Here is a 23,550-nt window from a genome sequence, read left to right on the forward strand (position 1 = left end):
CGTTACTTCTTTGCTCGTAATTTCTTTAGAGCACGCTGGGCTGCCTGCATCTCAGCCTGCTTTTTCGATGACCCTTGACCATCCGCAATGACCTGACCATTGGCTGCCACGTCAACATGGAAGGCGGGGTTGTTTTCAGTCCCACTCTCTTCAAGGAGGTGGTACTCGATCAAAACATCGCCATCCCGCTGAAGGAACTCTTGCAGGCTGGTTTTAGCATCAACAGCGTGGTCGAACCAGCCCATGTCCAGCTTCGGGAAGATGACCCGGCGGACAAACTTTTCAACTGCCGGCCGCCCTTGGTCAAGGTAGAGGGCCCCCACAAAGGATTCAAAAATATCACAGAGCAGTCCCGGCCGCTGGCGAGCACCCGCGAGTTCCTCCCCGTGACCCAGCCGGATGTACTGGTCAAAATGACACTCCTTGGCGAACTTAGAAAAGCTATCCTCGCACACCATGGCAGCCCTCAGGCGGGTCAGCTTACCCTGGGGCAACTCTGGATAGCATTTATAAATATATTCTGAAACAATCAGTTCCAACACGGCATCGCCAAGGAATTCGATTCGCTCGTAAAACTTCAAATTCTGATGAGGGTGCTCGTTGACGTATGAAGCCTGAGTAAAGGCCTCAGCTAACAAGCGCGGGTCAGAAAAATGAATATCAAATTCCTTGGCCAAGTAGTCTTGTAGTTCTTCGATCATGTTTAGATTCCTTTCTTCTTATCTATAAAAATTACATTCTTTCCTATTATACTAAACAAGTTCGCCCTGCGCAGGCTTTTCGCGATTTAAAAAGAAAAAAGCCCCACCATGCGGAGAAGAGAAACCGGTCCAACTTGGTTGAGTACCCGTTCCTGATGTTTGCCGTTTACCGCGGGGCTTGTCGGGAGAGTCCTTTACTGGCCGACCAGCGGGCAAACTTACAGCCAGCGCCGTGGCATTCTTACCTTTAAAATAGGAAAGAGGCTGGAGTTAATTCCCCGCCTCAACTATTACATAGATAAAATGCTTCAACACAGCAGCTGGCAAATTGGCCACCTAACTTAGTCAGCGGTGTGCTGGTCGATGTAGTCCACCACTTCACCGATTGTACTGAGCTTTTCTGCTTCGTCATCGGCAATTTCCGCGTTGAAAGTATCTTCTAGTTCCAGAACAAATTCAACAAAATCAATCGAATCGGCATCCAGGTCGGCCTTGAGATTCAAATCATCGGTAATCTTAGCCCGGTCAATATCGAAGTGGTCTGCCACGATTTCAGAAACCTTATTAAAAATTTGTGTACGCTTATCATTTTCAGCCATGGTAAATAACCTCACTTTATTAAATCCGAATCCTATTCTATTCGTTTTTGGCGTCCTTGTCCACTACCGCTTCCTGACCAAAAAAGTCAACCGTTTTCTCGATTACCCCAGAGGTCAGCATCGTCCGAATCTGACTAATCGTGTTAGCAACCGCCGTTGCATCAGAAGAGCCATGAGTCTTGACTACGGGCGCTTTCAGGCCGAGCAAAACTGCCCCGCCGTATGTCGACGCGCTCATCTTTTTGCCGATATTATGAAAGACTGGTTTTAAGAGGAGGTAGCCTAGCTTTGCCCGGAGGCCGCCATTTAAGATCCCGTCCTTAATCAGGGTCAGCATCATCTTGGCAGTTCCTTCGGTCGCCTTCAAAGCAGCGTTGGCAGTCCAGCCATCACTGACCACCACATCAACTTTACCCACGAGGAGGTCCCCCGATTCAATGTTGCCGACAAAGTTAAGGTCACTCGCGGTATTCAGCTGCTGCCACACATCCTTATGGAGCTTATCACCCTTGTCTTCCTCGGCCCCGTTATTCAGTAGGGCAATGCGGGGGTTTGCAACCCCCAGGACATTTTCAGCATAAAACTTCCCGAGATAGCCGTACTGAACCAGGTTGCGTTCCTTGCTTTCAGCGTTGGCCCCGGTATCGAGGTAAACAAAACTCTGCCGGGTCGCACCGGGCTGGGTAATAGGCAAAATGCTGGTTAAACCAGGACGGTCAATCCCTTTGATCCGGCCCACGATAAAAATTCCGGCAGCCAATACGGCACCGGTATTGCCGGCAGAAAAGAAGGCGTCCGCGCTGCCCTCCTTTACGGCCCGGGCTGCCCGGACAATCGAAGAATCCTTCTTCCGTCTGATTGCCCGGACTGGTTCTTCACCCATCGTAATTTCTTCGGTGGTCTCAATGACCGTCAGCCGTTCAGCATTTTTAATCAGTGGCTTAACCTTTGCCGGGTCGCCAAAAAGTTGGAATTCGAGGTCCGTGTACTGGTCACGTGCCTGTTCGACCCCCGCAATAATCGCCTGAGGGGCATTGTCGCCCCCCATAGCGTCAACAGCAATTTTCATTATTATCTACTCCTTAGTCAAAGTGTGTTTCAAGCTGGTGGCGTTGCAAATATAACACCAGCGGCTGATTATCGTCCTGTTCGTCCCAGTGGGGAGTCCGCAAGAGGTCGGTCGCATCCTGCCGTGCCACCTGGAGCATTTTAAGGTCACCAACCGGGTCACCAACTTTGAATTCCGGCATTCCTGACTGCTTACTGCCCAGGACATCGCCGGACCCCCGCAGCTCCATATCACGTTGGGCGACGACAAAACCATCATTCGTCTCGACCATTGTTTTCATCCGTTGCTTACCGTCATCCGTCTTCGGGTCGGCAAGCAGGAGGCAGTAACTCTGCCGGTCCCCACGACCGACCCGGCCCCGGAGCTGGTGAAGCTGTGCTAATCCAAAGCGATCAGCATTGTAAATCAGCATGACCGTCGCGTTCGGGTTATCAACGCCGACCTCAATCACCGTGGTAGAAACCAGGAGCTGGTACTCACCCCGTTGGAACCTATGCATTGCCTGCTCCTTTTCCTCAGCAGACATTCGGCCATGCAGCAGGCCAACCTGATAGCGGGGCTGAAAATACTCTGCCAGCTCATTATATAAGTCGGTGGCGTTTTGGACGTCGAGCGCCTCAGATTCCTCAATCAATGGACTAACGATGTAGGCCTGGGCCCCCGTGGCGAGCTGGTCGCGCAGGAAATGAAGGGCTTCACTCTGCTGGTCGACCTTTAACCACCGGGTTTCAATCGCCTTCCGTCCCGCAGGCAGCTCATCAATCACGGAAACGTCCATTTCCCCGTAAGCAGTAATCGCGAGGGTTCGGGGAATTGGTGTCGCCGTCATTGCCAGAACATCCGGATGGGCGCCCTTTTCACGCAGAAGCTGCCGTTGGTTGACCCCAAAGCGGTGCTGCTCGTCAGTGATTACCAGACCGAGGTTGGCATACTCGACGTCGTCCTGGATGAGGGCGTGGGTCCCAATAATCAGGTTGATTTCTCCCCGTTTGATGGCCCCGGTAAGTTCCCGGTGCTGCTTAGCGGTCAAAGAACCAGTCAGCAGGCCAACGTGAACGTGGGTTCCCGCGAACACCCGGGACAGCTTTTCAGCGTGCTGGGCTGCCAAAATTTCCGTCGGGGCCATCAGGGCGGCCTGATAGCCAGCCGTAATCGTTGCGTAGATGGCAACCGCCGCGACGATGGTCTTTCCCGACCCGACATCTCCCTGCAGGAGGCGGTTCATCTGGTAAGGTTCACGCAGGTCACGACAGATTTCATTCACGACCCGTTTTTGTGCTCCGGTCAACTCGAAACCGATTCCCGCGATAAACTCTTTTAATTCGTCATTGCGGTACAAAATACGGTCACCATTCGCGTGCCGGCGGGCCTGCCGAATGGCCTGTAAGCGCAACTGAAACAAGAAAAACTCCTCGTAGGCAGCCGTCCGCCGCGCGGCCTTGGCCTGACCCACGTTTTCCGGGAAGTGCAGGGCTTTAATCATCGTCCGCCGGTCCAGCAGACGGTAGTGCTGGCGAAGTGACGCCGGCAGGAGGGTGGGAATAACGTTTTGGTACTCATCAAAAGCCTGCTTGATCAGCCCCCGGAGCGTTGCCTGGCGAATATGCTTATTGACCGAATAAACCGCTCCCGAATCGGCCTGCTCCTGGTCACCAGCAGACAGGAATTTATTTGCCGTAACCTGGGCACGTTGGGCATCCCACTTCCCCATTACCGTAACGGTTTGCCCCAGCGCGACCCTTTTTGCGAGGTAGGCCTGGTTAAAGAAAGTCACCATGATTACCCGCGGGCCGACTTGGAGGCGAAAGCTGAGGCGACTTCGCCGGTAGCCGAAGTGGGAGAGGAGGGGTTCGGATACCACCGTTCCCTGAGTAGTGATTCGTTGCCGGTCTTGGACGTTCTCCAAATCTGCTGGAGTAACATCGTCATAACGGTTTGGATAGTAAGTCAGGAGATCCTCGACCGTGTCAATGCCGAGGGTCGCCAGGTCCGCGGCCCTTTTTGGCCCCACGCCCTTTAACGTCGCTACCGGATCCTGTAAGCTCTTCATCTGTTCCCCTCCTTCCTACATAAAAAGAGGCTGGGAAAATCCAACCTCACCTGTTGCTTTAGTCTACCAGTAAACTACTCAACTGAAATCAGGTATGGGTACACCGGCTGTCCACCCTCGTAAATCTGAATATCCAGTTCGTCGTCAACTTCTTCTACGGCCGCCTTAATTGCCTGGGCGGTTTCCTCCGTGCCGTCTTCGCCGTAGAGGATTGTCACGATTTCACTATCCTCGTCAAGCATCTTCTTGACCATTTCAATCGCGGTTTCCTCCAGGTCGGGGTTAGTCTCAACAATTTTGCCGTCAACAATTCCCAAGTAGTCGTTCTTCTTAATTTCCTGACCATCAATGGTCGTGTCGCGGACAGCATGGGTGACTTCCCCGCTAGCAACGTTGCCAATGTTGGCCTCCATGCTTTCTTGGTTAGTAGCCAGGTCAGCTTCTGGATTGTAATCCAGCAATGCTGACATCGCTTGGGCAATCGTCTTGGCGTGAACGACCCGGGTCGGGATTTCCGCTACCTCTGCCGCCTGTTCAGCCGTCATGAAGATATTGCCGTTATCCGGCAAGACCAGCGCCTGCTTGGCACCACTCTGGTTAATGGCATCCACGATGTCCTGGGTGCTAGGGTTCATCGTTTGTCCGCCACTGATGATGTGGGTCACGCCCAGGCTCTTTAAGAGCTTGATCACCCCATCACCAGAAGCGACCGCGATGACCGCAGTTTCTGGTGCAGGCTCAGTTTCTGCCGGCTGGGATACCTGCTCATCAGAAGCAGCTGCGTCGCCCTCGTCATCATGTTCCATAATCTCTTCCTGCTGCCAGACCATGTTATGGATTTCAATCGTCTGCAAGTCACCAAATTCCTGTCCCCATGACAAAACCTGTCCCGGGTGTTCAGTGTGAACGTGAACCCGGACAACCTGGTCGTCATTTAGGACCAGCAAACTGTCGCCAAGTTTAGCCAGGTAATTGTAGAAAGTATCGTAATCAAACTTCTTGGTTACTTCCTTCCCCTTCCCCAGGCGAACCAGCATCTGGGTACAGTAAGTATACTTGATGTCAGCAGGGTCTAGTTTACCCTGAACGCTTTGGTGGTCCATTGCGTTAACCATTTCATCTACCTCAGCCTGATCAGGCTTGTAGTCGGCACTCTTAGCAACTTCCTTGCCGCTGAGGGATTCGTCAAAGGCTTCAAGAACGTCAACCAGGCCCTGACCACCAGAATCAACTACACCGACCTCTTTAAGCACCGGCAGCAATTCAGGGGTCTTTTGCAAGGCAGCCTTGCTGGCTTCGTAAATGGCGTTGACGATTTCAACCAGGTCTTCGGTCTGCTTGACCTTGTTTAAGCCGGCCTGAGCTGACTCCCGCACTACCGTTAAAATCGTCCCTTCAGTTGGCTTCATTACCGCCTTATAGGCAACTTTGGCGCCATTAGCGTATGCGTCCACAAAATCTTGGGCATTCAAGGTCTGCTTGCCAGCAGCGGCCTTGGCAAAGCCCCGGAAAATTTGGGAGAGGATTACCCCCGAATTTCCGCGGGCCCCCATTAACAGGCCCTTAGCCAGCGCACCACTGAGGTCACCAACATTATCGCTTGCCGTTTCCCGCTCGTACTTAGCACCGCTCGCCATTGAGGACGCCATATTCGTCCCGGTATCACCATCAGGAACAGGGAAAACATTGAGCGAATTAATAAAGTCCGCCTGTTGGTTTAACTTATCGGCAGCGGCTTGGACCATCTTGCCGAATTCAAGATTTGTAATTTCTGTTACAGCCAATTAAAATTTCCTCCCGTGTTCCATCCTAGTCTTCTGTTGAGCGGACACCTTGGACGCAGACGTTAACGGCGTCCGCGGTGATGCCGAGCATTGATTCCAGGTTATACTTGACTTTTGCCTGGACGCTCTTGGATACTTCTGAAATTTTGGTACCGTAGCTGACGATAATATTCACGTCAACGACGATTCCGTTATCCTGCTGGCGCACAACCACGCCCTTGTTGAAGTTTTCCCGGCGCAGAATCTGGTTAACACCATCGCGCACCGGGTTACGGCTTGCCATTCCAACAACACCGTAATTATCCGTAGCGGCACCACCAACAACGGTCGAAATCACATCGTTATCAATGTCAATTGTTCCCGCTTTTGTTTTAATTTTTACTGCCATCGTCATGGCCTCCCTGTTAGTTAGAAAATCATTCTCTTTACAATTAACAATATCATAGCATAGCACACTAATAATAAAAAGTAACCCCAATAAAAAGTAGTTAATGGGGTGTTGTAATTTAGGTAAAAAATAAGCCGCCCACAATGGACGGCATCATTTTTAATTAAACCCGAGTCACTTTACCGGACTTTAAGGTACGTGCTGAAACGTAAACCTTCTTTGGCTTACCGTTAACCAAAATGGTTACCTTTTGCAAGTTAGGCTTCCAGCTACGACGACTTGAGTTAAGGGCGTGAGAACGCTTGTTACCAAAGCGTGTCCGTTTACCGTTGATGAAATCTTTAGCCATTGGTGATACCCTCCTCTTTATTACAGTATTGTTTATACGCATATCTGCGCTGTAACTCACCTAATTAATTTACCATAGCGGTTAGCACAATGCAATAGTTTTCTTTCAAGTATTTTTCCTTGACAGCTATAATTGCGGCCGGTCCGCTGCTTGGATTACCGCTACCACCCCGCTGGCAAAGTTGAAGTGGTTCTCCGCCGCCGTAAAGCGGTTGCTGGACCAGGAAAACGGAATCGAACTTGACCAGTCAGCAAGCGGGTACTGCTCATCTACCAAGTTCAAGCCCGTGACCGGTGTGAGGTTGACAAAGGCCAAGTAGTCCTTATCGGCTTCCTTAGTAATTGTATAGGAACCCGGCCGGTAGTAGCTAACCGTGTTGCCCCGGTCCAAGAGCCGGATCCGGTCGAGATAGTCCCGAAAATCATCCTGGAGAGGCAGGTACAGGTTAGCTAGGAGGTGGTCAAGCCGGCCGCCAGTAGCACCAAAAATGTCGATTTGAGTTGGCTGGAAACGGTCAATTGCCAGCTTGACTCCCAGCTGAGTATCCGTGAAGTCCTTCGCCGGCGGGAAAGTTTCAATCTCTGCCAAGTGCTGCCGGAGCCGTGCAAACTCCGCCTGGCTGGTCGAATCAAAATCGCCAATTGCTACTGCGGGTGTGATTCCCCATTTCAGGAGCAGACTCGCACCGTGGTCAACCGCAATCCAGGTTTCCGCCTGGCGTGCCCGGACCACTTCCTGGGGAACCAGTCCAACCGGTCCCCCGACCAATAAATTAACCCGCATTAATGCTTCCTCCTCACTTGAAAACATCCTAAAATGCTTCGATTATGAAGCCGAAACGGCCTCTAAAGTTCGTTTGAGAAACTTTAGAGGCCGTTGACGCGCCGTAGTTCACCTTAAAAGGTCTGGGAAGCAACTGCCTCCTTGGTGGTATGCTCCGGCGCAGAAAAGCAACTTATTTTGTCGCGTTCCGCAGTGCTTCGATCCGTTCTGCCGGGTTGTCAGCGTTAAAGACGTAGGAACCCGCCACTGCCACGGTAGCACCGGCCTGGTAGCAATCCTTGACGGTCTGATCGTTGACCCCGCCATCGACTTCGATGTCAAAGTCATAGCCCTTTTCCTGCTTAATAGCGTTCAATTGGGCAATCTTATCAACGGTTTCAGGAAGGAACTTCTGACCACCAAAGCCAGGGTTGACGGTCATTACTAGAACCTGGTCGACCATGTGCAGAACCGGTTCAATCATTGCCACTGGCGTACCAGGGTTGATGACAACTTCCGCCTTGACACCACCGTTCTTAATGATTTGCAGCGCCCGGTGGATGTGCTGGGTAGCCTCGACCTGGACCCCGATAATGTCAGCCCCGGCATCAATAAACATTGGGAGGATGTGTTCTGGGCTCTGAACCATCAGGTGGACATCCAAGGTCATATTAGTGATTGGCCGAATGGCTTTAACGAAACCAGGGCCGTAAGAAATACTTGGCACGAACGTTCCGTCCATCACGTCGATGTGGAGGTATTCTGCCCCGGCCTGTTCAACCTTTTCAATGTCCTTTTGCAAGTTTACGTAATCAGCACTCAAAATTGATGGTGCAACCTTAATCATTCTAAATTCCCTCATTTCTTGTAGTTTGGCTTCTGGTGGACGATGATGTCATGAAACTGAACATAATCGTCATACCGACTCTTCATGATTATACCATGTTCCAGCGCGTCCTTCACTGCACACCCCGGTTCTTTCAGGTGGAGGCAGCCGCGAAATTTACATTCAGGCGCCAAGCGACGCATCTCGGGGAACAGCGACGGCAACTCTTCCACCGTCATATCAAAGGTTTCATAAGATGAAAAACCAGGTGTATCAGCAATCAACGCGCCATCAACGTCTAACAGACTTACCTTGCGGGTTGTATGCCGGCCCCGCTTTAGTGCCTGGGAAATTTCCCCGGTCGCAAGGTCCAGCCCCGGCACAAGGTGGTTCAACAGCGTTGACTTACCGGCCCCCGTTTGCCCCATCATCGTGACAACCTTTCCCACCAGGAGTCCCTTTAGCTTAGCCAGTTGCTCCGGTGCAAATGGTTCTTGGTTGAAAAAGACTTGATAGCCAATATTGGCATAACCAGTCGCCACTTTTTGCAATTGGGCAAACTGTTCCGCCGTCAGCAGGTCGGTCTTGGAAAAATAAACCACGGGAGTAATCCGCTGCTCTTCCAACCCCACGAGCTGCCGGTCAAGCAAATTGGGTGAAAAGGCCGGCTGGGTTGCAGCCGTGACCACAACCGCAACGTCAATATTGGCCACGGGCGGCCGGACCAACAGGTTGCGTCGGTCTAAAATTTTGAGCAGGTAACCTGATGTCCCATCATCGTTGACCGTAAATTCCACGTGGTCGCCCACGACCGGTTTAACCTTCTTTTGACGAAAATTCCCCCGGCCCCGGGTCCGGTACAGCTGGCCATCTGCCAACACGTCATAAAAGCCGCTTAAAGATTGCTGAATGATTCCTGTCTTCACGTCACACCTCCGTTACTTAACCCGTGATGTTAGTAGCACTCATAATTGTCCGACCATTGCGAACGACCCGGTAAGCCCCCATCTGACCATTCCGAAGGGTGAACGGGACGTTAATGGTTGTTTCCTGGTTGATCGTAATGTCCTGGTACTCCATCGTCAGGTTGTGGTTAGCATCCCGGATATAAATCTGGACCCGGTTTTCCCGCTGACCACCATTGCCATCAAACGGAATATTAATCTGAATATTGGTCGTTTTCGTCTGGTTGCCCGAATTAGCCAGCGTCACGGTCAAGGTATCGCCGTGGTTCAACACGCCACCAGCCTTAGGAGTCTGACTAATCACGTGGTTGGTTGCCACCGTCTTGGATTTTTTCTCCTGGGTGGTTAACTGGAGCTTGTGTTCATTGGCAAACTTTTGAACAACGCTAATGTCTTGGTTCCGGAAGTTGGGAATTTTGATGTTCTCTTTTCCAGAACTCACTTGAAAGCTGATTACGTTGCCGCTAGTCGCCACCACTTTACCCTTGCTGTAATTCTGCTTAATAATCATCCCTGAATCGACCGTGTCGGAATGAAGCTCCTGCTTCCGCACCGTAAAGCCCTTGGCGCGGAGTGAAGAAGCCACTTCATCATAACTATCGCCTACGTAGTCTGCCATCGTCATGTTTTTGACCCCGGTGCTAACGGTCAGGTCAACGGTGCTGTTAACCCGTTTCTTTGAACTGATCCCCGGCGTGGTTGAAATAACGTGGTTTTTATCGACCTGCTGGTTAGTAACCCGGGTAATATTGCCGACGCGGAGGCCCTGCCGGTTAAGGGTCCGTTCCGCTTGAATTGGCGTCTGCCCCTCAACATCAGGAACGATTACCTGACGGAACATAAACCACCAGCTGGCAACTGCCAGGCCAACTACCGCCACTGCCGCAATTCCAGCAGTCCAGTAGCGAGCATGGTGCTTCCTTTTGGCCGGCTGCGTGGATTCAGGCTCTTCCTCCTGATTCTGCTCTTCCTGGCTGGCATCTGCTGCCCGGATCTGCTTAGCAATTTCAGCGGTAGAAAGAACCTTCGTCTTGCCGTCGTCACACTCGGCATGCCACTTCGGCTCGCCATCCCGGGAGGAATCTAAACTAGTCGCCAGATCTACCGCCATTTCTTGGACACTAGCATAGCGTTCGTGCGGGTTCTTAGCAGTCGCCCTGAGGACCACATTTTCCAGGGGCTGGGGAATTCGACTGTTAACCGTGCGCACTGACGGAATATCTTCGCGGAAGTGTTTAAGGGCAATCGAAACCGCCGTCTCCCCCTCAAAGGGAACCGTTCCCGTCAGCATCTCATAAAGAATTATTCCCAGCGAATAAATATCCGACTGCTTGGTTGCAATGCTCCCCCGCGCCTGTTCTGGCGAGAGGTAGTGAACCGACCCCATTAAAGTGTTCGTCTGGGTCAGCGAATTTTGGGAGGTCGCAACCGCAATCCCAAAATCGGTGATTTTAATATTCTTATTAGCATCAATCAGTATATTCTGTGGCTTTAAATCACGGTGGATGATTCCCCGATTATGAGCGGCCTCAACAGCTGACAGGACTTGTTCCATGATATCAACTACTTGGGGCAGCGGAATCGGATAGTGCTGCTTGATAAAGGCCTTCAGATCCGTCCCTTGCACGTATTGCATCACCATGTACTGCATTCCGTTATCTTCACCGACATCGTAAACCCCTACGATATGGGGATCATTCAGCTGGGTTGCCGCCAATGCTTCACGGTGAAAACGCCGTTTGGTATCCGGGTCGTCCCGTAAGTCTAACCGTAGGAGCTTAACCGAAACATCACGATCTAAAACCAAATCATGAGCTAAGTAAACGTTTGCCATTCCGCCCTCACCTAAGGAGCGGATAATCCTGTATCGGTGACCGATTATGTCTCCAGGATTCATACTCAACCCTCCTGGCTATTATTCATTTAATCCAATTAAGACGGTGATATTATCTGGGCCCCCGGCTGCATTTGCCAGTTGCACTAGCTGCGCGCACTTATCACTGCAGGAGGCTGTTGTCAGCAGAACTTCCTTGATTTTTTCCTTATCAACAGTCTTAAATAGGCCGTCTGAGCACATTAGTAGTTGGTCACCAGGAGCAAACTTAAACCGATTTACTTCAATTCGTGCATCGGGAGAAATTCCAATTACCCGGGTAATAATATTGCTCTGTGGAAGTTTCAGGGCCTCTTCTTCTGTAATATCGCCGCTCTTAACTAATTCATTTACAAGGGAGTGGTCGATTGTCACCTGAGTCATTAAGCCATCGTGAAAAAGATAGCCCCGGCTATCACCAATATTGGCAACCACCAAGGTTTCCGCAAAAGCAATCGCGGCAACCATCGTCGTTCCCATCCCCTGGTAAATCGTTTTTTCTTTTGATTTTGTTAAAATTTCATCATTAATCAGCTGGGTTTCCCGGGCAAACCACCGGATTGCTTCCAGCGGTGTCCCCGGCCCAGTTGTCATAAATCGATGACCAAGCTGTTTGACAGTGATTTCCGCCGCAACATCGCCACTGCGGTTACCACCGATTCCATCGGCAATCACCACTAGCTGATTTCCGCGTTGATTGGTAAATTGGGCAACCCGGTCTTGATTTTGCGACCGCCGGTGCCCAACATCTGTTTGATAAGCAACTTTCATTCTAGTGCTAATTCCCTTCTAAAGAATCCGTTGAAGACTACTGATAAAGAACCCGTCTGACCCATAGTCAGAGGGCAGAATCGTCAACGTGGCTGATGCTCGATCATCTTTTAAGTTCCGTGACGTTTTAGTTGTTAGCAGCCGAAAGTCGGAACGTGCTGCCAAGAATTCTTGGACCGTCTGCTCATTCTCTTGCTGCAAAATCGTGCACGTACTGTATGTGATTATACCGCCTTTTTTCACTTTTGGGGCAACTGCATTTAAAATACTTCCCTGGATTTGGTGTAAATTTTGTGAATCAGTCAGTTCTTTCGTATAACGAATCTCTGGTTTACGGCGGAGGAGGCCAATCCCGCTACAAGGAGCGTCAACTAAAATCTTATCAAAACTTTCATCGGCAAACTCCTCGTCCACCCGCCGAGCATCCAGAGTATGAGCGACTACCCGGTCGTCAACCTGCATCCGACGAGCGTTTTTTTGAATCAAGCGGGCCTTGTGCTGGTGAATATCTAAGGCGTCGACCTGCCCACCTGCCGTAGGATCAAGCCGTTCCGCAATTTGTACCGTTTTTCCCCCAGGTGCCGCACAAGCATCCAGGACCCGGTCACCAGGCTGGACAGCCATGCTATCGACAGCCAGCATCGCGCTTTCGTCCTGGACCGTGATCTGTCCGGTCGCAAATAAAGGTGAATCTAGGATTTCCCCCTTGGTAATCACCAAGGCGTTGGGAGCTACACGGCTCTCCTGATATTCGATCCCGGCCGCGTGCAGTCTGGCCTTCACAGTTGCCAGGTCCGTAACCACGGTATTAACCCGTACGACCAGTCTGGCCGGATCGTTGACGGCTTTCAGAATCTGGGCTGCCTGTGCTCGTCCATACTGAGCATCCAGTTCATGAACGAGCCAGCGGGGAATGCTATATTGAACCGCCAGTCGTTCTTCCGGATCCTGAACCTGGTCAAAGTCCGGGAAACCCCGTCGTAAGACAGCGTGTAAAACCCCCGTTACGAACTTCCGAATACCGGGATTTCCCCAGTGCTTGGCAATTTCAATCGTTTCATCCGTGACCGCCCAGTCAGGGACCCGCTCCAAGTAGTGGTACTGGTAAAGGGCCGTCAGCAGGAGGGTTTCCACCCAGGAATCCAGCCGTTTGCCTTTCACAAACGGTTGCAGCCAGTATTCCAGGGTCAGCTGGTGCTGGAGCGTCCCGTACACGATTCGCGTCGCCAGTCGGCGGTCACTATCATTCAAGTGGTATTTGCTGAGGAGTTGGTTTAACTGTAAGTTGGAATAGGCCCCTTGCCGGCGGATCCTGTCGAGGGCCGTCAGCGCGACTTCACGCGCCGTCATGTCTTGCTTAGTCATCGCTTACCGCTTGAGCTCCTTCCGTCAAGTCCTGGTGACCATTTAAGTAGGCGGTAATATCCATTGCCTGTTTCCCTGCCGGTTTTAACCGGTTAATCTGGTAGGTTGTGCCATCGCCAGCCGCTAAAACCAGCTGGTGTTTAGTTGTCCGAACGACCTGTCCCGGCTGTAAATTCGTTTTTTCGTCCAGGGGGGTTACATCATAAATCTTCGTTCGCAAGCCATCAATGACCATATTGCCCAGTGGCGCCGGCCGCAGCCCCCGGACCTTGTTATCAATTTGGTCCGCCGGCAGTCGGTAGTCGATCCGTTCCTGGGCCGTCGAGATGTTTGGCGAAAAGACTACTTGGGATTCATCCTGGGGAGTCGCGGTGGCAGTCCCATCGACCAGCTTAGGGAGCGTCTCCAGTAGCAAATCACGGCCAAGAATACTCAGCTTATCAAACATCGTGCCATTATCATCATCTTTTTCAATCGGGATGGCTCGCTGGGCAAGTACATCCCCTGCATCCATCTGTTTGACCATGTACATGATAGAAATGCCCGTTTCAGCATCCCCATTGATAATAGAATATTGGACTGGCGCCCCACCCCGGTATTTCGGCAGGAGGGAACCATGGACGTTTACCGCGGCAATTTTAGCCGCCGCGAGTAGTTTGCTCGGCAGGAATTGCCCATAGGCCGCCGTAATCAGTAAATCCGGCTGGAGGGCGATGATTTCGTCCATTTCAGGGCTCTTATTTAGCTTAGCTGGCTGGAGAACCTTGATATTATTATCAACCGCCAACTGCTTAACTGGTGAAGGGGTCAAAACGTGCTTGCGGCCGACCCGGTGGTCAGGCTGTGTCAAAACGGCTTGAACGTCATACTCGGGCTGGTCTAACAAGCCCTGTAAAACCGGCACGGCAAACTGGGGAGTTCCCATAAATACGATTGAAGTGGTCATAAATATTCATCCTTTCATTTACATAAAGTATTGGGGATCAGGGTCGATGCTAACCTGAACATCCTTAAAGCCTTTACTTTGTGTCTTCTGCATAATCTCTTGAAGGGTTGCGTGCAACGCCGGATCCTGCTTGTACTTGATAACGATTTGATAATAATAGCGGCGCTTCATCCGTGCAATTGCCCGGGGAGTCGGTCCCAGTACGATTGTCTCCGGTGCTAAGCGCTGGCTGAGCAGGGACTTGATCTCCGCCATGGCCCGGGCGGCCTCCTGCTCTTCAGGATGGCTTGCCATCAGGCGTACCGTGTAATAGTACGGTGGGTAGCTGGCCTGCCGTCGCAAACTCATCTCCTGGTAAAAGAAACGGTCATAGTCATGCCGCTGAGCATCCTGAATCGCATAATGCTCCGGGTTAAAGGTTTGAATAATCACTTGGCCGGGCTTATCCGCCCGCCCCGCGCGGCCACTGACCTGACTCAACAGGTCAAAAGTCCGTTCACTCGCCCGAAAATCAGGGAGTCCCAAACCAGTGTCGGCATTCAAGACCCCCACAAGGGTCACGTTGGGAAAGTCTAAGCCCTTGGCAATCATCTGGGTTCCTAAGAGAATATCAGCCTGGTGGTCGCCAAACTGCCGGAGCAATTTTTCATGCATCCCCTTACGCCTGGTCGTGTCAACGTCCATCCGGATAATCCGGGCCTGGGGTAGCAGCTGCTGTAATTCTGCCTGGACCTTTTCCGTTCCCGTACCGTAATAGCGGATGTGACGGCTATGACAGTGGGGACAGACGCGGGGGATCGGCTCCTCATGACCGCAGTAGTGGCACTTCATCGTCCGGGTATCCATGTGGAGAGTCAAGGAGATGTCACAGTTGGGACACTTGAGAACCGTTCCACAGTCCCGGCACATCATAAAGGAGGAAAAGCCCCGGCGGTTAAGCATCAGGATGCTCTGTTCTCCCCGGGATAGGCAATCATTAAGGGCCGTGAGCAGCGGCGTTGAAAAGTTGCTCTCCCCACGCCGCTTGATTTCGGGCCGCATATCAACTACCTGGATCGGTGGCAACGGCTGCTGGTTAACCCGGTGTGGCAGGCGGAGGAAGTGGTAACGCCCCTTTAATGCCCGGGCTCTGCTTTCCAAACTCGGGGTGGCCGAGCCGAGAACTACCGGGGCACCATGATAGTGCCCCCGCCACTTAGCAACCTCACGGGCATGGTAGCGGGGTGCTTCGTCCTGCTTGTAGCTGCCCTCGTGTTCCTCATCTAAAATCACCACTCCCAGGTTGTCAAGCGGGGCAAAGACGGCGGAACGCGCGCCGACTACTACCTTGGCCTCGCCCCGTTCGATCCGCCGCCATTCGTCATATTGCTCCCCGTTCGACAGCCCGCTATGGAGAACCGCAACCTGGGACCCGAAGCGGCACCGGAACCGGTTCACGATTTGCGGGGTCAGGGAGATTTCGGGAACCAGCATCAACGCCGTTCGGCCATCAGCCAGTGCCTGTGCAATGGTTTGCAGGTACACCTCGGTCTTGCCGCTGCCGGTGACTCCCTGGAGCAGGAAGGTCGTCGCCTTGCGGGCATGAACCTGACTGCTAATTTCGTCAACCGCCCGCTGCTGGTCAGCATTAAGCTGGAGCGACGCTTCCAAATGGTGGTCATCGGGGAGCGGCTGCCCGTGAGCTTGCGGTGTCCGGTAAATCTCGACAGGGACCTTCTTTAACCAGCCCTTTTTGACCCCCTGATTAAAGGTGGCGGCGGAAATTCCCGTTTGCTGCTCCGCCCGTTTTCGCACGACTGTCTGCCCGATAATGCTTTGCAAATAGGAAAGCAGGCGATTTTGGGCATGCGCATTCGGGTGAAGCGAGGTCCGGGCTTCTTCAAGGGCCTCAAAGTCGAGTTGGGGCCGAATTCCGGTAATTGTTTTAGCCTTGGCCCGATTTTCGACCTGGTAGTCAAACCGTACCTTCCCCGCTTTTTTCAGCTTCAATAGGCGGGCGATAGCCTCCGGTTGATTCTCAAAATCAGCGTAGTCGCGAAAGTCACGGCCAGCAAAGAGGTCATAGTAATCCTGCTCGTCAAGCTCATCCACGACCCGGACGATGCGGTGAGCCTTCCCTTTAAGGAGGTTGGGCAGCATCGTGTAGAGGCAGGCAATCCAAAAGGAGTAGGTCTGGTCCGCCAGCCACTTGCTAAGGGTCAGTAATTCCGCATTCACTACTGGCTGAAGGTCCATAACCGACTGGATTGGTTTTAACTTCCCCTGGTAGTCAGTACCGTCGGTGAAGCCAACGACGAAGCCCTGGACCTGCCGATGACCATTGCCAAAGGGCACCACCACCCGGGTCCCAACTTGTAACTGCCGCTCCAGCAGTACTGGTACCTGATATGTATATGGCCGGTTAGTCTGCATCGTCGGAACGTCGACTACCACCTGCGCCAATTCCACCATTTAATCACCTGATTCCATCTTCTGTGCTAAGGTCGCTACCAAGCGTGCGGCGACCGCGGTCTTCTTCATCAACGGCCACTGTTCCGGCTGGTGCCCGGCTTGGAGGAGGGTTACCTGGTTGTCATCACTCCCAAAGGCTCCCTGGACGCCCGCCACGCTATTGGCGACAATCATGTCCGCCCCTTTTACCGCTAACTTGCGCTGGGCATTGGCAAGCAGCTGCTGAGTTTCCGCCGCAAAACCAACGACAAGCTGCCCTGGCCGCTTGCTGCGTGCGACGGTTTTTAAAACATCCGGGGTTTCTGTCAAATCAAGCTGCCAATTGTCATGCCCTGCTGTTTTCTTAACTTTCTGATCAGCGGTTTGCCGGGGCCGGTAGTCGGCAACTGCCGCAGCCATTACCAAAATATCAGCGGCGCTAAAGCTAGTTTGCACTGCCTGGAGCAGTTCTTCCGTCGTTTCAACTTTAAGGTTGTGCACCCGCGGAGAAGTCGGCAGAGCAACACTAACCTGTCCCGTGATCAGGGTCACCTGGGCACCAGCAGCAGCGGCGGCCTCTGCAATGGCGATCCCCATCTTACCTGAGGATCGGTTGCCAATGAAGCGAACCGGATCAATCGGTTCACGGGTCCCCCCTGCTGTAACCACTAACCGCTTACCGGCCAGGCTAGTGGAACTGGTGAGCAGGGTATGGACCTGGTCAACGATTGCTGCCGGTTCAGGCATCCGCCCCTTCCCGGCATAGCCCTCGGCAAGGATTCCATCAACCGGGCTAATGACTGTTACCCCGTCACTTTGCAGCTGGCGGAGGTTCCGCTGGGTCGCGGGAGCCTGCCACATGTGGCTATTCATTGCCGGCACGACCACCTTCGGGGCACTGGTCGCCAGGAGGGTCGTCGAAGCGGCATCATCGGCCAGCCCCGTAGCCATCTTCGCCAGAATATCAGCTGACGCCGGCACAACCAGCGCCAGCTCTGTCCAGTCTGCTAGTTCGATGTGGGGAATCGGGTCCGTATTTTCCCAGAGCGAGGTTAGCACCGGCTGCTTGGTAAGTGCTGCCAAGGTCGTTGGCGTTACTAGGCGACTGGCCGCCGTCGTCATCACTGTCCGCACCTGGTGGCCCTTCTTTTGCAGCCCCCTAACTACTTCCACGCCCTTATAAGCCGCGATGCTTCCCGTCAAATAAACCGTTATCCTTGCCATCATTTCACCCCATCGTTCTTCTTATTACCTGATTATAGCATTTACAAGGTCAATCATGCGAGACAGTCGTTTCCGCCCCCTGGTAAAACTAAAAAGGCTCTGGTATTCGGCCAAGCAAATACCAGAGTCCATGCCAACTATTTAATTACTAGTCTTGCAAATCTTCTGTGTGGTCAGGATCAATCGTCACCTTGTCTGCCAAAATTTCTTCAAGAGCCTTCCCAACTGACTTGCTCGACTCATAGTGTTCCAGTAGAGGTGCCGCACCGTTATCAAGCTCATGGGCACGCTTGCTAGCCAGCATAACTAATGAATAACGGGAATCAATCCGTTTGAGCAATTCATCGACTGATGGATAAAGAATCATTTTTCTGAATCTCCTAACATATCAAGATACCGTGGCATTACCCGGGGAACCCGTAACCGCTCCGTCCGAATAATGTCCTTAATTTTAGCCACCGCATTTGGCACTTCATCGTTCACAACGGCGTAATCATAATTCTGCATCATTTGGATTTCCCCAAAGGCCTTATGAATCCGCTTGTTAATCACTTCCATGCTATCAGTTCCGCGGTGAATCAACCGCTGCTTGAGTTCGTCCAGATCCGGTGGGGTCAGAAAAATAAAGACACCATCGGGAACTTTCGAGCGAACCTGCATCGCACCGTTCACTTCAATTTCCAGGAAAACATCCTTTCCTGAATCCAAAGTTTCATTAACATATTTTAAGGGGGTTCCGTAATAGTTGTCAACATACTTTGCATACTCAAGCATCCCACCGGTTTGAATATGGTGTTCAAACTCTTCCTTCGAAACAAAGTAGTAATCAACTCCGTTCACTTCACCCGGACGAGGCTTACGCGTGGTCATTGAAACAGAGTATTGAAAATCATTATCATTTGAATCAAAAATTGCTTTCCGCACCGTTCCCTTACCAACACCAGAGGGACCAGACAGGACAATTAACATTCCTCGATTTGCCATCTTGCAACTCCTATCAAAAATTAACGTATTACTACTATAATGCACTACCTTGCTAACAAAATCAACTAAATCTAGCAATCACTACGGACAAAATTAATACTTGCTTTTCTGAACAGTTGTTCGTATAATGGAATCACAAACAAATGTTCGGAAGGTGACACCATGCAAGAAGTCAAAGCACATTCACTATTAAATAAAGCGCCGCTACTGACCCGGGTAGTTGGCCAGTTATTTGATGACGAACCACTTAATACTGCTCCGGCGGTTCGTCTGCTTAATCCCCCGTCAGCTCGGCAACGGCAACAATTTATCCAGACGGCAATCCAGCAGGACTACACCGTCTTTCTCCAGTTACTCCCCGCCAGTGACGCCGGACGGGTTGAAAACGTCCGCGGGCGTATTAAGCCGCTCCGGGCTGGCCGCTACCTGGTCAAAACTGATCACGCCAGCTACATGGTCCGTTTCGACCAAGTGCGCTACATTGCCCACCTCGATTAATTTTCCTTCATTTAAATAAGCAGCCCGCGCCGCTAATCATGACAGTTAGCGGCGCGGGCTGCTTTTTAGTTTAACTCATGCTTTGTCTTTCGGGTGAGCCATCTGCAACAACTCTTGGGCATGTTCCTTCGTCAACTTGGTTACCTTTTCGCCTGACAGCATCCGGGCAAGTTCATTCACCCGCTGAGCTGCTGCTAAGCTGGTAACAGTAGTAGTTGTCCGCTCATCATGGATTGCCTTCTTGATGAGAAAATGGTGCTGAGCGACGGCCGCAACCTGTGGCAAGTGGGTAATACAGAGCACCTGCGAATTAGCAGCAATCAACCGGATCTTATCGGCAATTGCCTGGGCAACCCGACCACTGACCCCGGTATCGACCTCATCAAAGATAATGCTGGTGACCCCTTCATTAGCCGCAAAGATGGTTTTAAGGGCCAGCATCACCCGAGACAGTTCCCCACCAGAAGCAATTTTGGCTAAGGGACCCATGCTCTCACCCGGGTTAGTCCGGATATAGAATTCGACTTCGTCAATCCCGGTGGGCGTAAAGGTCCCGCCGGCCTGCTTGGCGAAGTGGACTTCAAAGTCTGCCTTGGCCATGTATAGTTCTGCTAACTGCTGGTGGACCTGTACGGCCAGCTGGTGGGCCGCCTGCTGGCGAACCTGGCTAAGCTCCTCGCCAACGGTTTGCAGCTGCTCTTGGGCCGTTGCCAGCCGGGCTTCCAAGTCATTGTTGGAATCCGCTGCTGCCTCCATCGTATCCAATTCCTTTTTGATTTTAGCGTAGTAATCCAAGACTTTGGCGACAGAGTCTCCATACTTATGTTCCAGATCCCCGATGACCGTTAGCCGCTGGTCAATTTCCGCCAGGCGCTGGTCATCAAATTCAAGGAGGTCTAGCTGCTGCCCAGCCTGGTTAGCAACGTCCTGAAGGGCATAGTAGGCGTCGTTCAGGGACTTGCTTAACGAATCGTAATCATCATCAAACTCCGCAATCCCGTTAATGGCTTCCATCACCGTAGCAACCTGGTCTAGCACCGGTGCTTCACCGTCATTAAAGGTTGCCACGGCCTGTTGAAGGGCATTATTGATTTGCTGAAAGTGTTCCAGACGATCCCGCTCGCTGGTAAGTTGTTCCTCCTCATCAGCTTTGAGCTGGGCGCTCCCGATTTCATCGACCTGGTAGTGCAGCATATCCAAACGCTGGGCCCACTGCTGCTCATTTGCTTGCTTCTTAGTGACCGCCGCCTTGAGCTGAGAATAGTCGTGGTAAAGTTGCTGGTACTTAGTGAGCAGCGGCTGAACCTGCTTGCTAGCATACTGATCCAGCATTCCCAGGTGTTTTTCAGGTTGCAAGAGCAGCTGGTGTTCATTTTGCCCTTGAATATCAACCAGGTAGGCACCAATCTGCCGCAGCATTGTCGTATTAATCAGCTGGCCGTTGACCCGGATCGTGTTACGACCATTCCGGTAGATTTCGCGCATAATGATCAGGGTTCCATCCTCATACTCAATTCCGAGTGAATCCAAAAGCGCCGCCAGGCCAGAATCTGCCGTTAACGCAAACTGGCCCTGCAAGCGTAATTTTTCTTCCCCCCGTCGGATAAACTCCTGGGATCCGCGGCCACCAGCCAATAAGCCAACCGCATCAATAATAATTGACTTCCCGGCACCGGTCTCTCCGGTTAACACCGTCATCTGATTCGCAAATTCTAAGCTAAGGTGCTTAATAATTGCGAGGTTGTCAATCGTAAGTTCTTGCAGCATCGCCAATCTCCTTTATCCTACTAAACTGTTCAAGTAGTCCGCGAGCGTTTGAGCATCGTCAGCAGTATCGCATACCACCAGGACGTTGCTATCGTCACCAATGGTCGTAAAGACCCCCCGGTCAGTTAACCGCCGTATCAGGTTAGCGACAACCGGGCCGTTGCCAGGACGAACCGCCAGGGCTAAGAGGCGGTCACTGCGTTTCAACTGCACCAAGCTGTCGTGGATCGTCGTCCCGAGCTGGTCAGGCTCATCCCGGTGCTGCATTACGGGCAAGGCATAACGGTAACCCCCGTTTTCAGCAGGCACCTTAATCAGCTGCATTTCCTTGATGTCACGCGAAATCGTGGCCTGGGTTACTTGCAGTCCCAGCTCATTTAGGGCGCCGACCAGGTCTTCTTGGCGTTCAATACTCCGTGCCGTGATAATTTCGCGGATTTTCTTTTGTCGATAAGCTTTTTTCATCCTTAATTACCACCTTTCCCGTCGTTAGCCTTGTCATTCAGCTCCCGGTCAGCATTAGCAATTACCTGGTCAATATCGATTTCAGGTGCAAGCTGACCCGGCTGGTCGCTTAGCCGTAAGTGGGCCAAGAATTCCATGTTGCCCTGGCCACCCTTGATCGGTGAAAAATCTAACCCCAGGACATCAAAATGGTCGGCCCGTGCAAACTCCAAGACCTCCTCCAGGACTGCCTTATGCACCCCATGGTCCCTAATTATTCCGTGCTTGCCAACGTGCTCTTTGCCAGCCTCAAACTGGGGCTTGATCAAAGCAACCACTTCGCCGCCCGGCTGTAAAATCCCCGCAAGCGGCGGTAAAATCAGCCGCAAGGAAATAAAGGAAACGTCGATTGAGGCAAAGGCGGGCTGGCCGTGGGTAAAGTCCGCGAGTTTGCTGTAACGGAAATTAGTCTGTTCCATCACTACCACCCGAGGGTTCTCCCGTAGCTGCCAAACCAGCTGGTTAGTACCAACATCCAACGCATAGCTGAGCCGCGCGCCATTTTGCAGCATGACGTCGGTAAAGCCACCGGTTGAGGAGCCAATATCTAAAACCACCTTATCGGCCACTGAAATTTGGAAAACCTTCAGCGCCTTGGCAAGTTTTAACCCGCCCCGGCTGACGTACGGCATCTTATGGCCCTTCATATGTAAGGTCGTGGTCACGGGGATTTTCTGCCCCGGCTTATCGAGCCGTTCATTATTTTTACCAAGAATTTCTCCCGCCATGACAGAGCGTTTCGCTTGTTCCCGTGAATCAAACAATCCCTGCTTGACTAACAACACATCAACACGTTCTTTTTCCATAGTTTTGTTCCTTATAATTTAAAATACGCTAAAAAATCATCATATGCAGCAAACGACCGGCCAGTTAGCTGACTCAATGCTGCTTGGGCATTTTTCGCCCGCTCGAGTGCCTGCTGGAGTTGCTCTTCTGCCCCAGTGACACCGAGAAGGCCGGGATAAGTGTTTTTATGCTCAGCGGCGTCTTTGCCGACCCGCTTCCCCATTGTGGTCGTTGTTCCAACAACGTCCATCAAGTCATCGTAAATTTGGAAAGCCAGGCCGTAACTGCTGCCAAACTGGGCTAGCAACTGTTGGACAGCGGCCGGCTGGGCAGTAATAATTCCACCAGCCAAGACCGCGTATCGCAGGAGCGCCCCGGTCTTTTGCCGGTGAAGGTAGCGGAGCTGATCAAGGATCAAATGGCGCCCAGTTCCTTCAATATCACGGGCTTGACCAGCCACCATCCCCGCCGGTCCCGCCGCTTTAGCTAGCTCTAAGGCTAACTGGCTCTTCACCGTCGCCGGCAACTGATTATCCGTGACCCACTGGAAGGCCAGGGTTAGCAGACCATCACCGGCTAAGGTCGCCATCCCCGCGCCAAACTTGCGGTGGTTGGTTGGCGCTCCCCGTCGCAAATCATCATTGTCCATTGCTGGCAAATCATCATGAATCAGCGAATAGGTATGGAGCAATTCCAATGCCGTAGCGGCCCGAACAACGTCTTCGGTTAACTCGCCGCCGAAGGTCTCAACGGTTGCCAGCGTCAGCGTTGGCCGGAGTCGCTTCCCCCCTGCCAGCACCGAATACCGCATGGATGCCGCTAGGGTTGACTGGTCAACGTCATTTGCCAGGTGGGTGTCCAGGTAGCTGGTCACGCGGGCTTTTAACTGTTCTAAAGATTCAGCCATAT

At 52.1% G+C, this 23,550-nt stretch carries 23 protein-coding genes; 1 reads left to right on the plus strand and 22 read right to left on the minus strand.

Features of this window, described 5'->3' with window-relative positions; genetic code table 11:
* Positions 1 to 2: 2 nt before the first annotated feature.
* The 18 genes from rnc to gmk all read right to left on the minus strand — a co-directional run bounded on the left by rnc (position 3) and on the right by gmk (position 19,086).
* On the minus strand, positions 3 to 701 hold the full coding sequence (gene rnc, locus N4599_RS02310) for a ribonuclease III (protein WP_191364099.1): 699 nt from the start codon (positions 699 to 701) through the stop codon (positions 3 to 5).
* A gap of 341 nt (positions 702 to 1,042) precedes the next feature.
* Entirely contained in the window at positions 1,043 to 1,300 is a 258-nt protein-coding gene (gene acpP / locus N4599_RS02315; RefSeq protein WP_191364100.1) for an acyl carrier protein, read from the minus strand.
* A 37-nt stretch (positions 1,301 to 1,337) separates the two neighbouring features.
* Complete coding sequence (gene plsX / locus N4599_RS02320) at positions 1,338 to 2,369, minus strand: phosphate acyltransferase PlsX (protein ID WP_260901705.1); 1,032 nt, start codon at positions 2,367 to 2,369, stop codon at positions 1,338 to 1,340.
* Between the two features lie 13 nt (positions 2,370 to 2,382).
* Positions 2,383 to 4,419: an ATP-dependent DNA helicase RecG gene (gene recG / locus N4599_RS02325; RefSeq protein WP_062812649.1), complete on the minus strand. Its 2,037-nt coding sequence runs from the start codon at positions 4,417 to 4,419 to the stop codon at positions 2,383 to 2,385.
* A 74-nt stretch (positions 4,420 to 4,493) separates the two neighbouring features.
* A complete protein-coding gene (locus N4599_RS02330) occupies positions 4,494 to 6,203 on the minus strand; it encodes a DAK2 domain-containing protein (RefSeq protein WP_191364102.1) in 1,710 nt (569 codons plus the stop codon).
* Positions 6,204 to 6,228: 25 nt separating this feature from the next.
* Positions 6,229 to 6,591, minus strand: a complete 363-nt coding sequence (locus N4599_RS02335; protein WP_003715705.1) for an Asp23/Gls24 family envelope stress response protein — start codon at positions 6,589 to 6,591, stop codon at positions 6,229 to 6,231.
* A 163-nt stretch (positions 6,592 to 6,754) separates the two neighbouring features.
* Positions 6,755 to 6,940 carry a 50S ribosomal protein L28 gene (gene rpmB, locus N4599_RS02340; RefSeq protein ID WP_003713527.1) on the minus strand — a complete coding sequence of 62 codons (186 nt, stop codon included), beginning with the start codon at positions 6,938 to 6,940 and terminating at the stop codon, positions 6,755 to 6,757.
* 126 nt (positions 6,941 to 7,066) lie between these two features.
* On the minus strand, positions 7,067 to 7,723 hold the full coding sequence (locus tag N4599_RS02345) for a thiamine diphosphokinase (RefSeq protein ID WP_003713514.1): 657 nt from the start codon (positions 7,721 to 7,723) through the stop codon (positions 7,067 to 7,069).
* 172 nt (positions 7,724 to 7,895) lie between these two features.
* Positions 7,896 to 8,549, minus strand: a complete 654-nt coding sequence (gene rpe / locus N4599_RS02350; protein ID WP_062812647.1) for a ribulose-phosphate 3-epimerase — start codon at positions 8,547 to 8,549, stop codon at positions 7,896 to 7,898.
* An 11-nt stretch (positions 8,550 to 8,560) separates the two neighbouring features.
* Positions 8,561 to 9,454, minus strand: a complete 894-nt coding sequence (gene rsgA / locus N4599_RS02355; RefSeq protein ID WP_191364105.1) for a ribosome small subunit-dependent GTPase A — start codon at positions 9,452 to 9,454, stop codon at positions 8,561 to 8,563.
* 16 nt (positions 9,455 to 9,470) lie between these two features.
* Entirely contained in the window at positions 9,471 to 11,390 is a 1,920-nt protein-coding gene (pknB, locus tag N4599_RS02360; RefSeq protein ID WP_191364106.1) for a Stk1 family PASTA domain-containing Ser/Thr kinase, read from the minus strand.
* A gap of 18 nt (positions 11,391 to 11,408) precedes the next feature.
* Complete coding sequence (locus tag N4599_RS02365; protein WP_062812644.1) at positions 11,409 to 12,137, minus strand: Stp1/IreP family PP2C-type Ser/Thr phosphatase; 729 nt, start codon at positions 12,135 to 12,137, stop codon at positions 11,409 to 11,411.
* An 18-nt stretch (positions 12,138 to 12,155) separates the two neighbouring features.
* On the minus strand, positions 12,156 to 13,502 hold the full coding sequence (gene rsmB, locus N4599_RS02370; protein WP_191364107.1) for a 16S rRNA (cytosine(967)-C(5))-methyltransferase RsmB: 1,347 nt from the start codon (positions 13,500 to 13,502) through the stop codon (positions 12,156 to 12,158).
* Positions 13,495 to 14,448, minus strand: coding sequence for a methionyl-tRNA formyltransferase (gene fmt, locus N4599_RS02375; RefSeq protein WP_260901715.1), 954 nt, complete (start codon positions 14,446 to 14,448; stop codon positions 13,495 to 13,497). The genes rsmB and fmt overlap by 8 nt, the downstream gene beginning before the upstream one ends.
* Positions 14,449 to 14,466: 18 nt before the next feature.
* Positions 14,467 to 16,899 carry a primosomal protein N' gene (priA, locus tag N4599_RS02380; RefSeq protein ID WP_260901717.1) on the minus strand — a complete coding sequence of 811 codons (2,433 nt, stop codon included), beginning with the start codon at positions 16,897 to 16,899 and terminating at the stop codon, positions 14,467 to 14,469.
* Positions 16,900 to 18,102, minus strand: a complete 1,203-nt coding sequence (coaBC, locus tag N4599_RS02385; RefSeq protein WP_224758031.1) for a bifunctional phosphopantothenoylcysteine decarboxylase/phosphopantothenate--cysteine ligase CoaBC — start codon at positions 18,100 to 18,102, stop codon at positions 16,900 to 16,902. It abuts the gene before it with no gap.
* Between the two features lie 148 nt (positions 18,103 to 18,250).
* A complete protein-coding gene (gene rpoZ / locus N4599_RS02390; RefSeq protein ID WP_003713351.1) occupies positions 18,251 to 18,469 on the minus strand; it encodes a DNA-directed RNA polymerase subunit omega in 219 nt (72 codons plus the stop codon).
* A complete protein-coding gene (gene gmk / locus N4599_RS02395; protein ID WP_003713505.1) occupies positions 18,466 to 19,086 on the minus strand; it encodes a guanylate kinase in 621 nt (206 codons plus the stop codon). Before gmk ends, rpoZ begins: the two co-directional genes overlap by 4 nt.
* Before the next feature lie 162 nt (positions 19,087 to 19,248).
* On the opposite strand from gmk, the gene N4599_RS02400 reads away from it, so the two are divergent.
* The gene (locus tag N4599_RS02400) at positions 19,249 to 19,584 is read left to right on the plus strand and encodes a hypothetical protein (RefSeq protein WP_191364111.1); all 336 of its coding nucleotides are present in this window, start codon (positions 19,249 to 19,251) and stop codon (positions 19,582 to 19,584) included.
* 75 nt (positions 19,585 to 19,659) lie between these two features.
* Here N4599_RS02400 and recN read toward each other — a convergent pair whose 3' ends face one another.
* The 4 genes from recN to N4599_RS02420 are packed head-to-tail and all read right to left on the minus strand — an operon-like array spanning position 19,660 to position 23,548.
* Positions 19,660 to 21,351, minus strand: a complete 1,692-nt coding sequence (gene recN, locus N4599_RS02405; RefSeq protein WP_191364112.1) for a DNA repair protein RecN — start codon at positions 21,349 to 21,351, stop codon at positions 19,660 to 19,662.
* A gap of 12 nt (positions 21,352 to 21,363) precedes the next feature.
* Positions 21,364 to 21,816, minus strand: coding sequence for an arginine repressor (locus N4599_RS02410; protein WP_191364113.1), 453 nt, complete (start codon positions 21,814 to 21,816; stop codon positions 21,364 to 21,366).
* A gap of 2 nt (positions 21,817 to 21,818) precedes the next feature.
* Positions 21,819 to 22,661 carry a TlyA family RNA methyltransferase gene (locus tag N4599_RS02415; protein ID WP_191364114.1) on the minus strand — a complete coding sequence of 281 codons (843 nt, stop codon included), beginning with the start codon at positions 22,659 to 22,661 and terminating at the stop codon, positions 21,819 to 21,821.
* Positions 22,662 to 22,672: 11 nt separating this feature from the next.
* Positions 22,673 to 23,548 carry a polyprenyl synthetase family protein gene (locus N4599_RS02420; RefSeq protein ID WP_260901723.1) on the minus strand — a complete coding sequence of 292 codons (876 nt, stop codon included), beginning with the start codon at positions 23,546 to 23,548 and terminating at the stop codon, positions 22,673 to 22,675.
* Between the last annotated feature and the right edge of the window lie 2 nt (positions 23,549 to 23,550).

It is taken from the genome of Limosilactobacillus oris (genome assembly GCF_025311495.1).
In the GTDB taxonomy this organism is placed as follows: domain Bacteria; phylum Bacillota; class Bacilli; order Lactobacillales; family Lactobacillaceae; genus Limosilactobacillus; species Limosilactobacillus oris_A.

Excerpts from the sequence above, each read along its gene's own strand:
- rnc (WP_191364099.1), bottom strand. The coding sequence starts at position 701 with ATGATCGAAGAACTACAAGACTACTTGGCCAAGGAATTTGATATTCAT.
- acpP (WP_191364100.1), bottom strand. The coding sequence starts at position 1,300 with ATGGCTGAAAATGATAAGCGTACACAAATTTTTAATAAGGTTTCTGAA.
- plsX (WP_260901705.1), bottom strand. The coding sequence starts at position 2,369 with ATGAAAATTGCTGTTGACGCTATGGGGGGCGACAATGCCCCTCAGGCG.
- recG (WP_062812649.1), bottom strand. The coding sequence starts at position 4,419 with ATGAAGAGCTTACAGGATCCGGTAGCGACGTTAAAGGGCGTGGGGCCA.
- N4599_RS02335 (WP_003715705.1), bottom strand. The coding sequence starts at position 6,591 with ATGGCAGTAAAAATTAAAACAAAAGCGGGAACAATTGACATTGATAAC.
- rpmB (WP_003713527.1), bottom strand. The coding sequence starts at position 6,940 with ATGGCTAAAGATTTCATCAACGGTAAACGGACACGCTTTGGTAACAAG.
- N4599_RS02345 (WP_003713514.1), bottom strand. The coding sequence starts at position 7,723 with ATGCGGGTTAATTTATTGGTCGGGGGACCGGTTGGACTGGTTCCCCAG.
- rpe (WP_062812647.1), bottom strand. The coding sequence starts at position 8,549 with ATGATTAAGGTTGCACCATCAATTTTGAGTGCTGATTACGTAAACTTG.
- pknB (WP_191364106.1), bottom strand. The coding sequence starts at position 11,390 with ATGAATCCTGGAGACATAATCGGTCACCGATACAGGATTATCCGCTCC.
- N4599_RS02365 (WP_062812644.1), bottom strand. The coding sequence starts at position 12,137 with ATGAAAGTTGCTTATCAAACAGATGTTGGGCACCGGCGGTCGCAAAAT.
- rsmB (WP_191364107.1), bottom strand. The coding sequence starts at position 13,502 with ATGACTAAGCAAGACATGACGGCGCGTGAAGTCGCGCTGACGGCCCTC.
- fmt (WP_260901715.1), bottom strand. The coding sequence starts at position 14,448 with ATGACCACTTCAATCGTATTTATGGGAACTCCCCAGTTTGCCGTGCCG.
- priA (WP_260901717.1), bottom strand. The coding sequence starts at position 16,899 with ATGGTGGAATTGGCGCAGGTGGTAGTCGACGTTCCGACGATGCAGACT.
- coaBC (WP_224758031.1), bottom strand. The coding sequence starts at position 18,102 with ATGGCAAGGATAACGGTTTATTTGACGGGAAGCATCGCGGCTTATAAG.
- rpoZ (WP_003713351.1), bottom strand. The coding sequence starts at position 18,469 with ATGATTCTTTATCCATCAGTCGATGAATTGCTCAAACGGATTGATTCC.
- gmk (WP_003713505.1), bottom strand. The coding sequence starts at position 19,086 with ATGGCAAATCGAGGAATGTTAATTGTCCTGTCTGGTCCCTCTGGTGTT.
- N4599_RS02400 (WP_191364111.1), top strand. The coding sequence starts at position 19,249 with ATGCAAGAAGTCAAAGCACATTCACTATTAAATAAAGCGCCGCTACTG.
- recN (WP_191364112.1), bottom strand. The coding sequence starts at position 21,351 with ATGCTGCAAGAACTTACGATTGACAACCTCGCAATTATTAAGCACCTT.
- N4599_RS02410 (WP_191364113.1), bottom strand. The coding sequence starts at position 21,816 with ATGAAAAAAGCTTATCGACAAAAGAAAATCCGCGAAATTATCACGGCA.
- N4599_RS02415 (WP_191364114.1), bottom strand. The coding sequence starts at position 22,661 with ATGGAAAAAGAACGTGTTGATGTGTTGTTAGTCAAGCAGGGATTGTTT.
- N4599_RS02420 (WP_260901723.1), bottom strand. The coding sequence starts at position 23,548 with ATGGCTGAATCTTTAGAACAGTTAAAAGCCCGCGTGACCAGCTACCTG.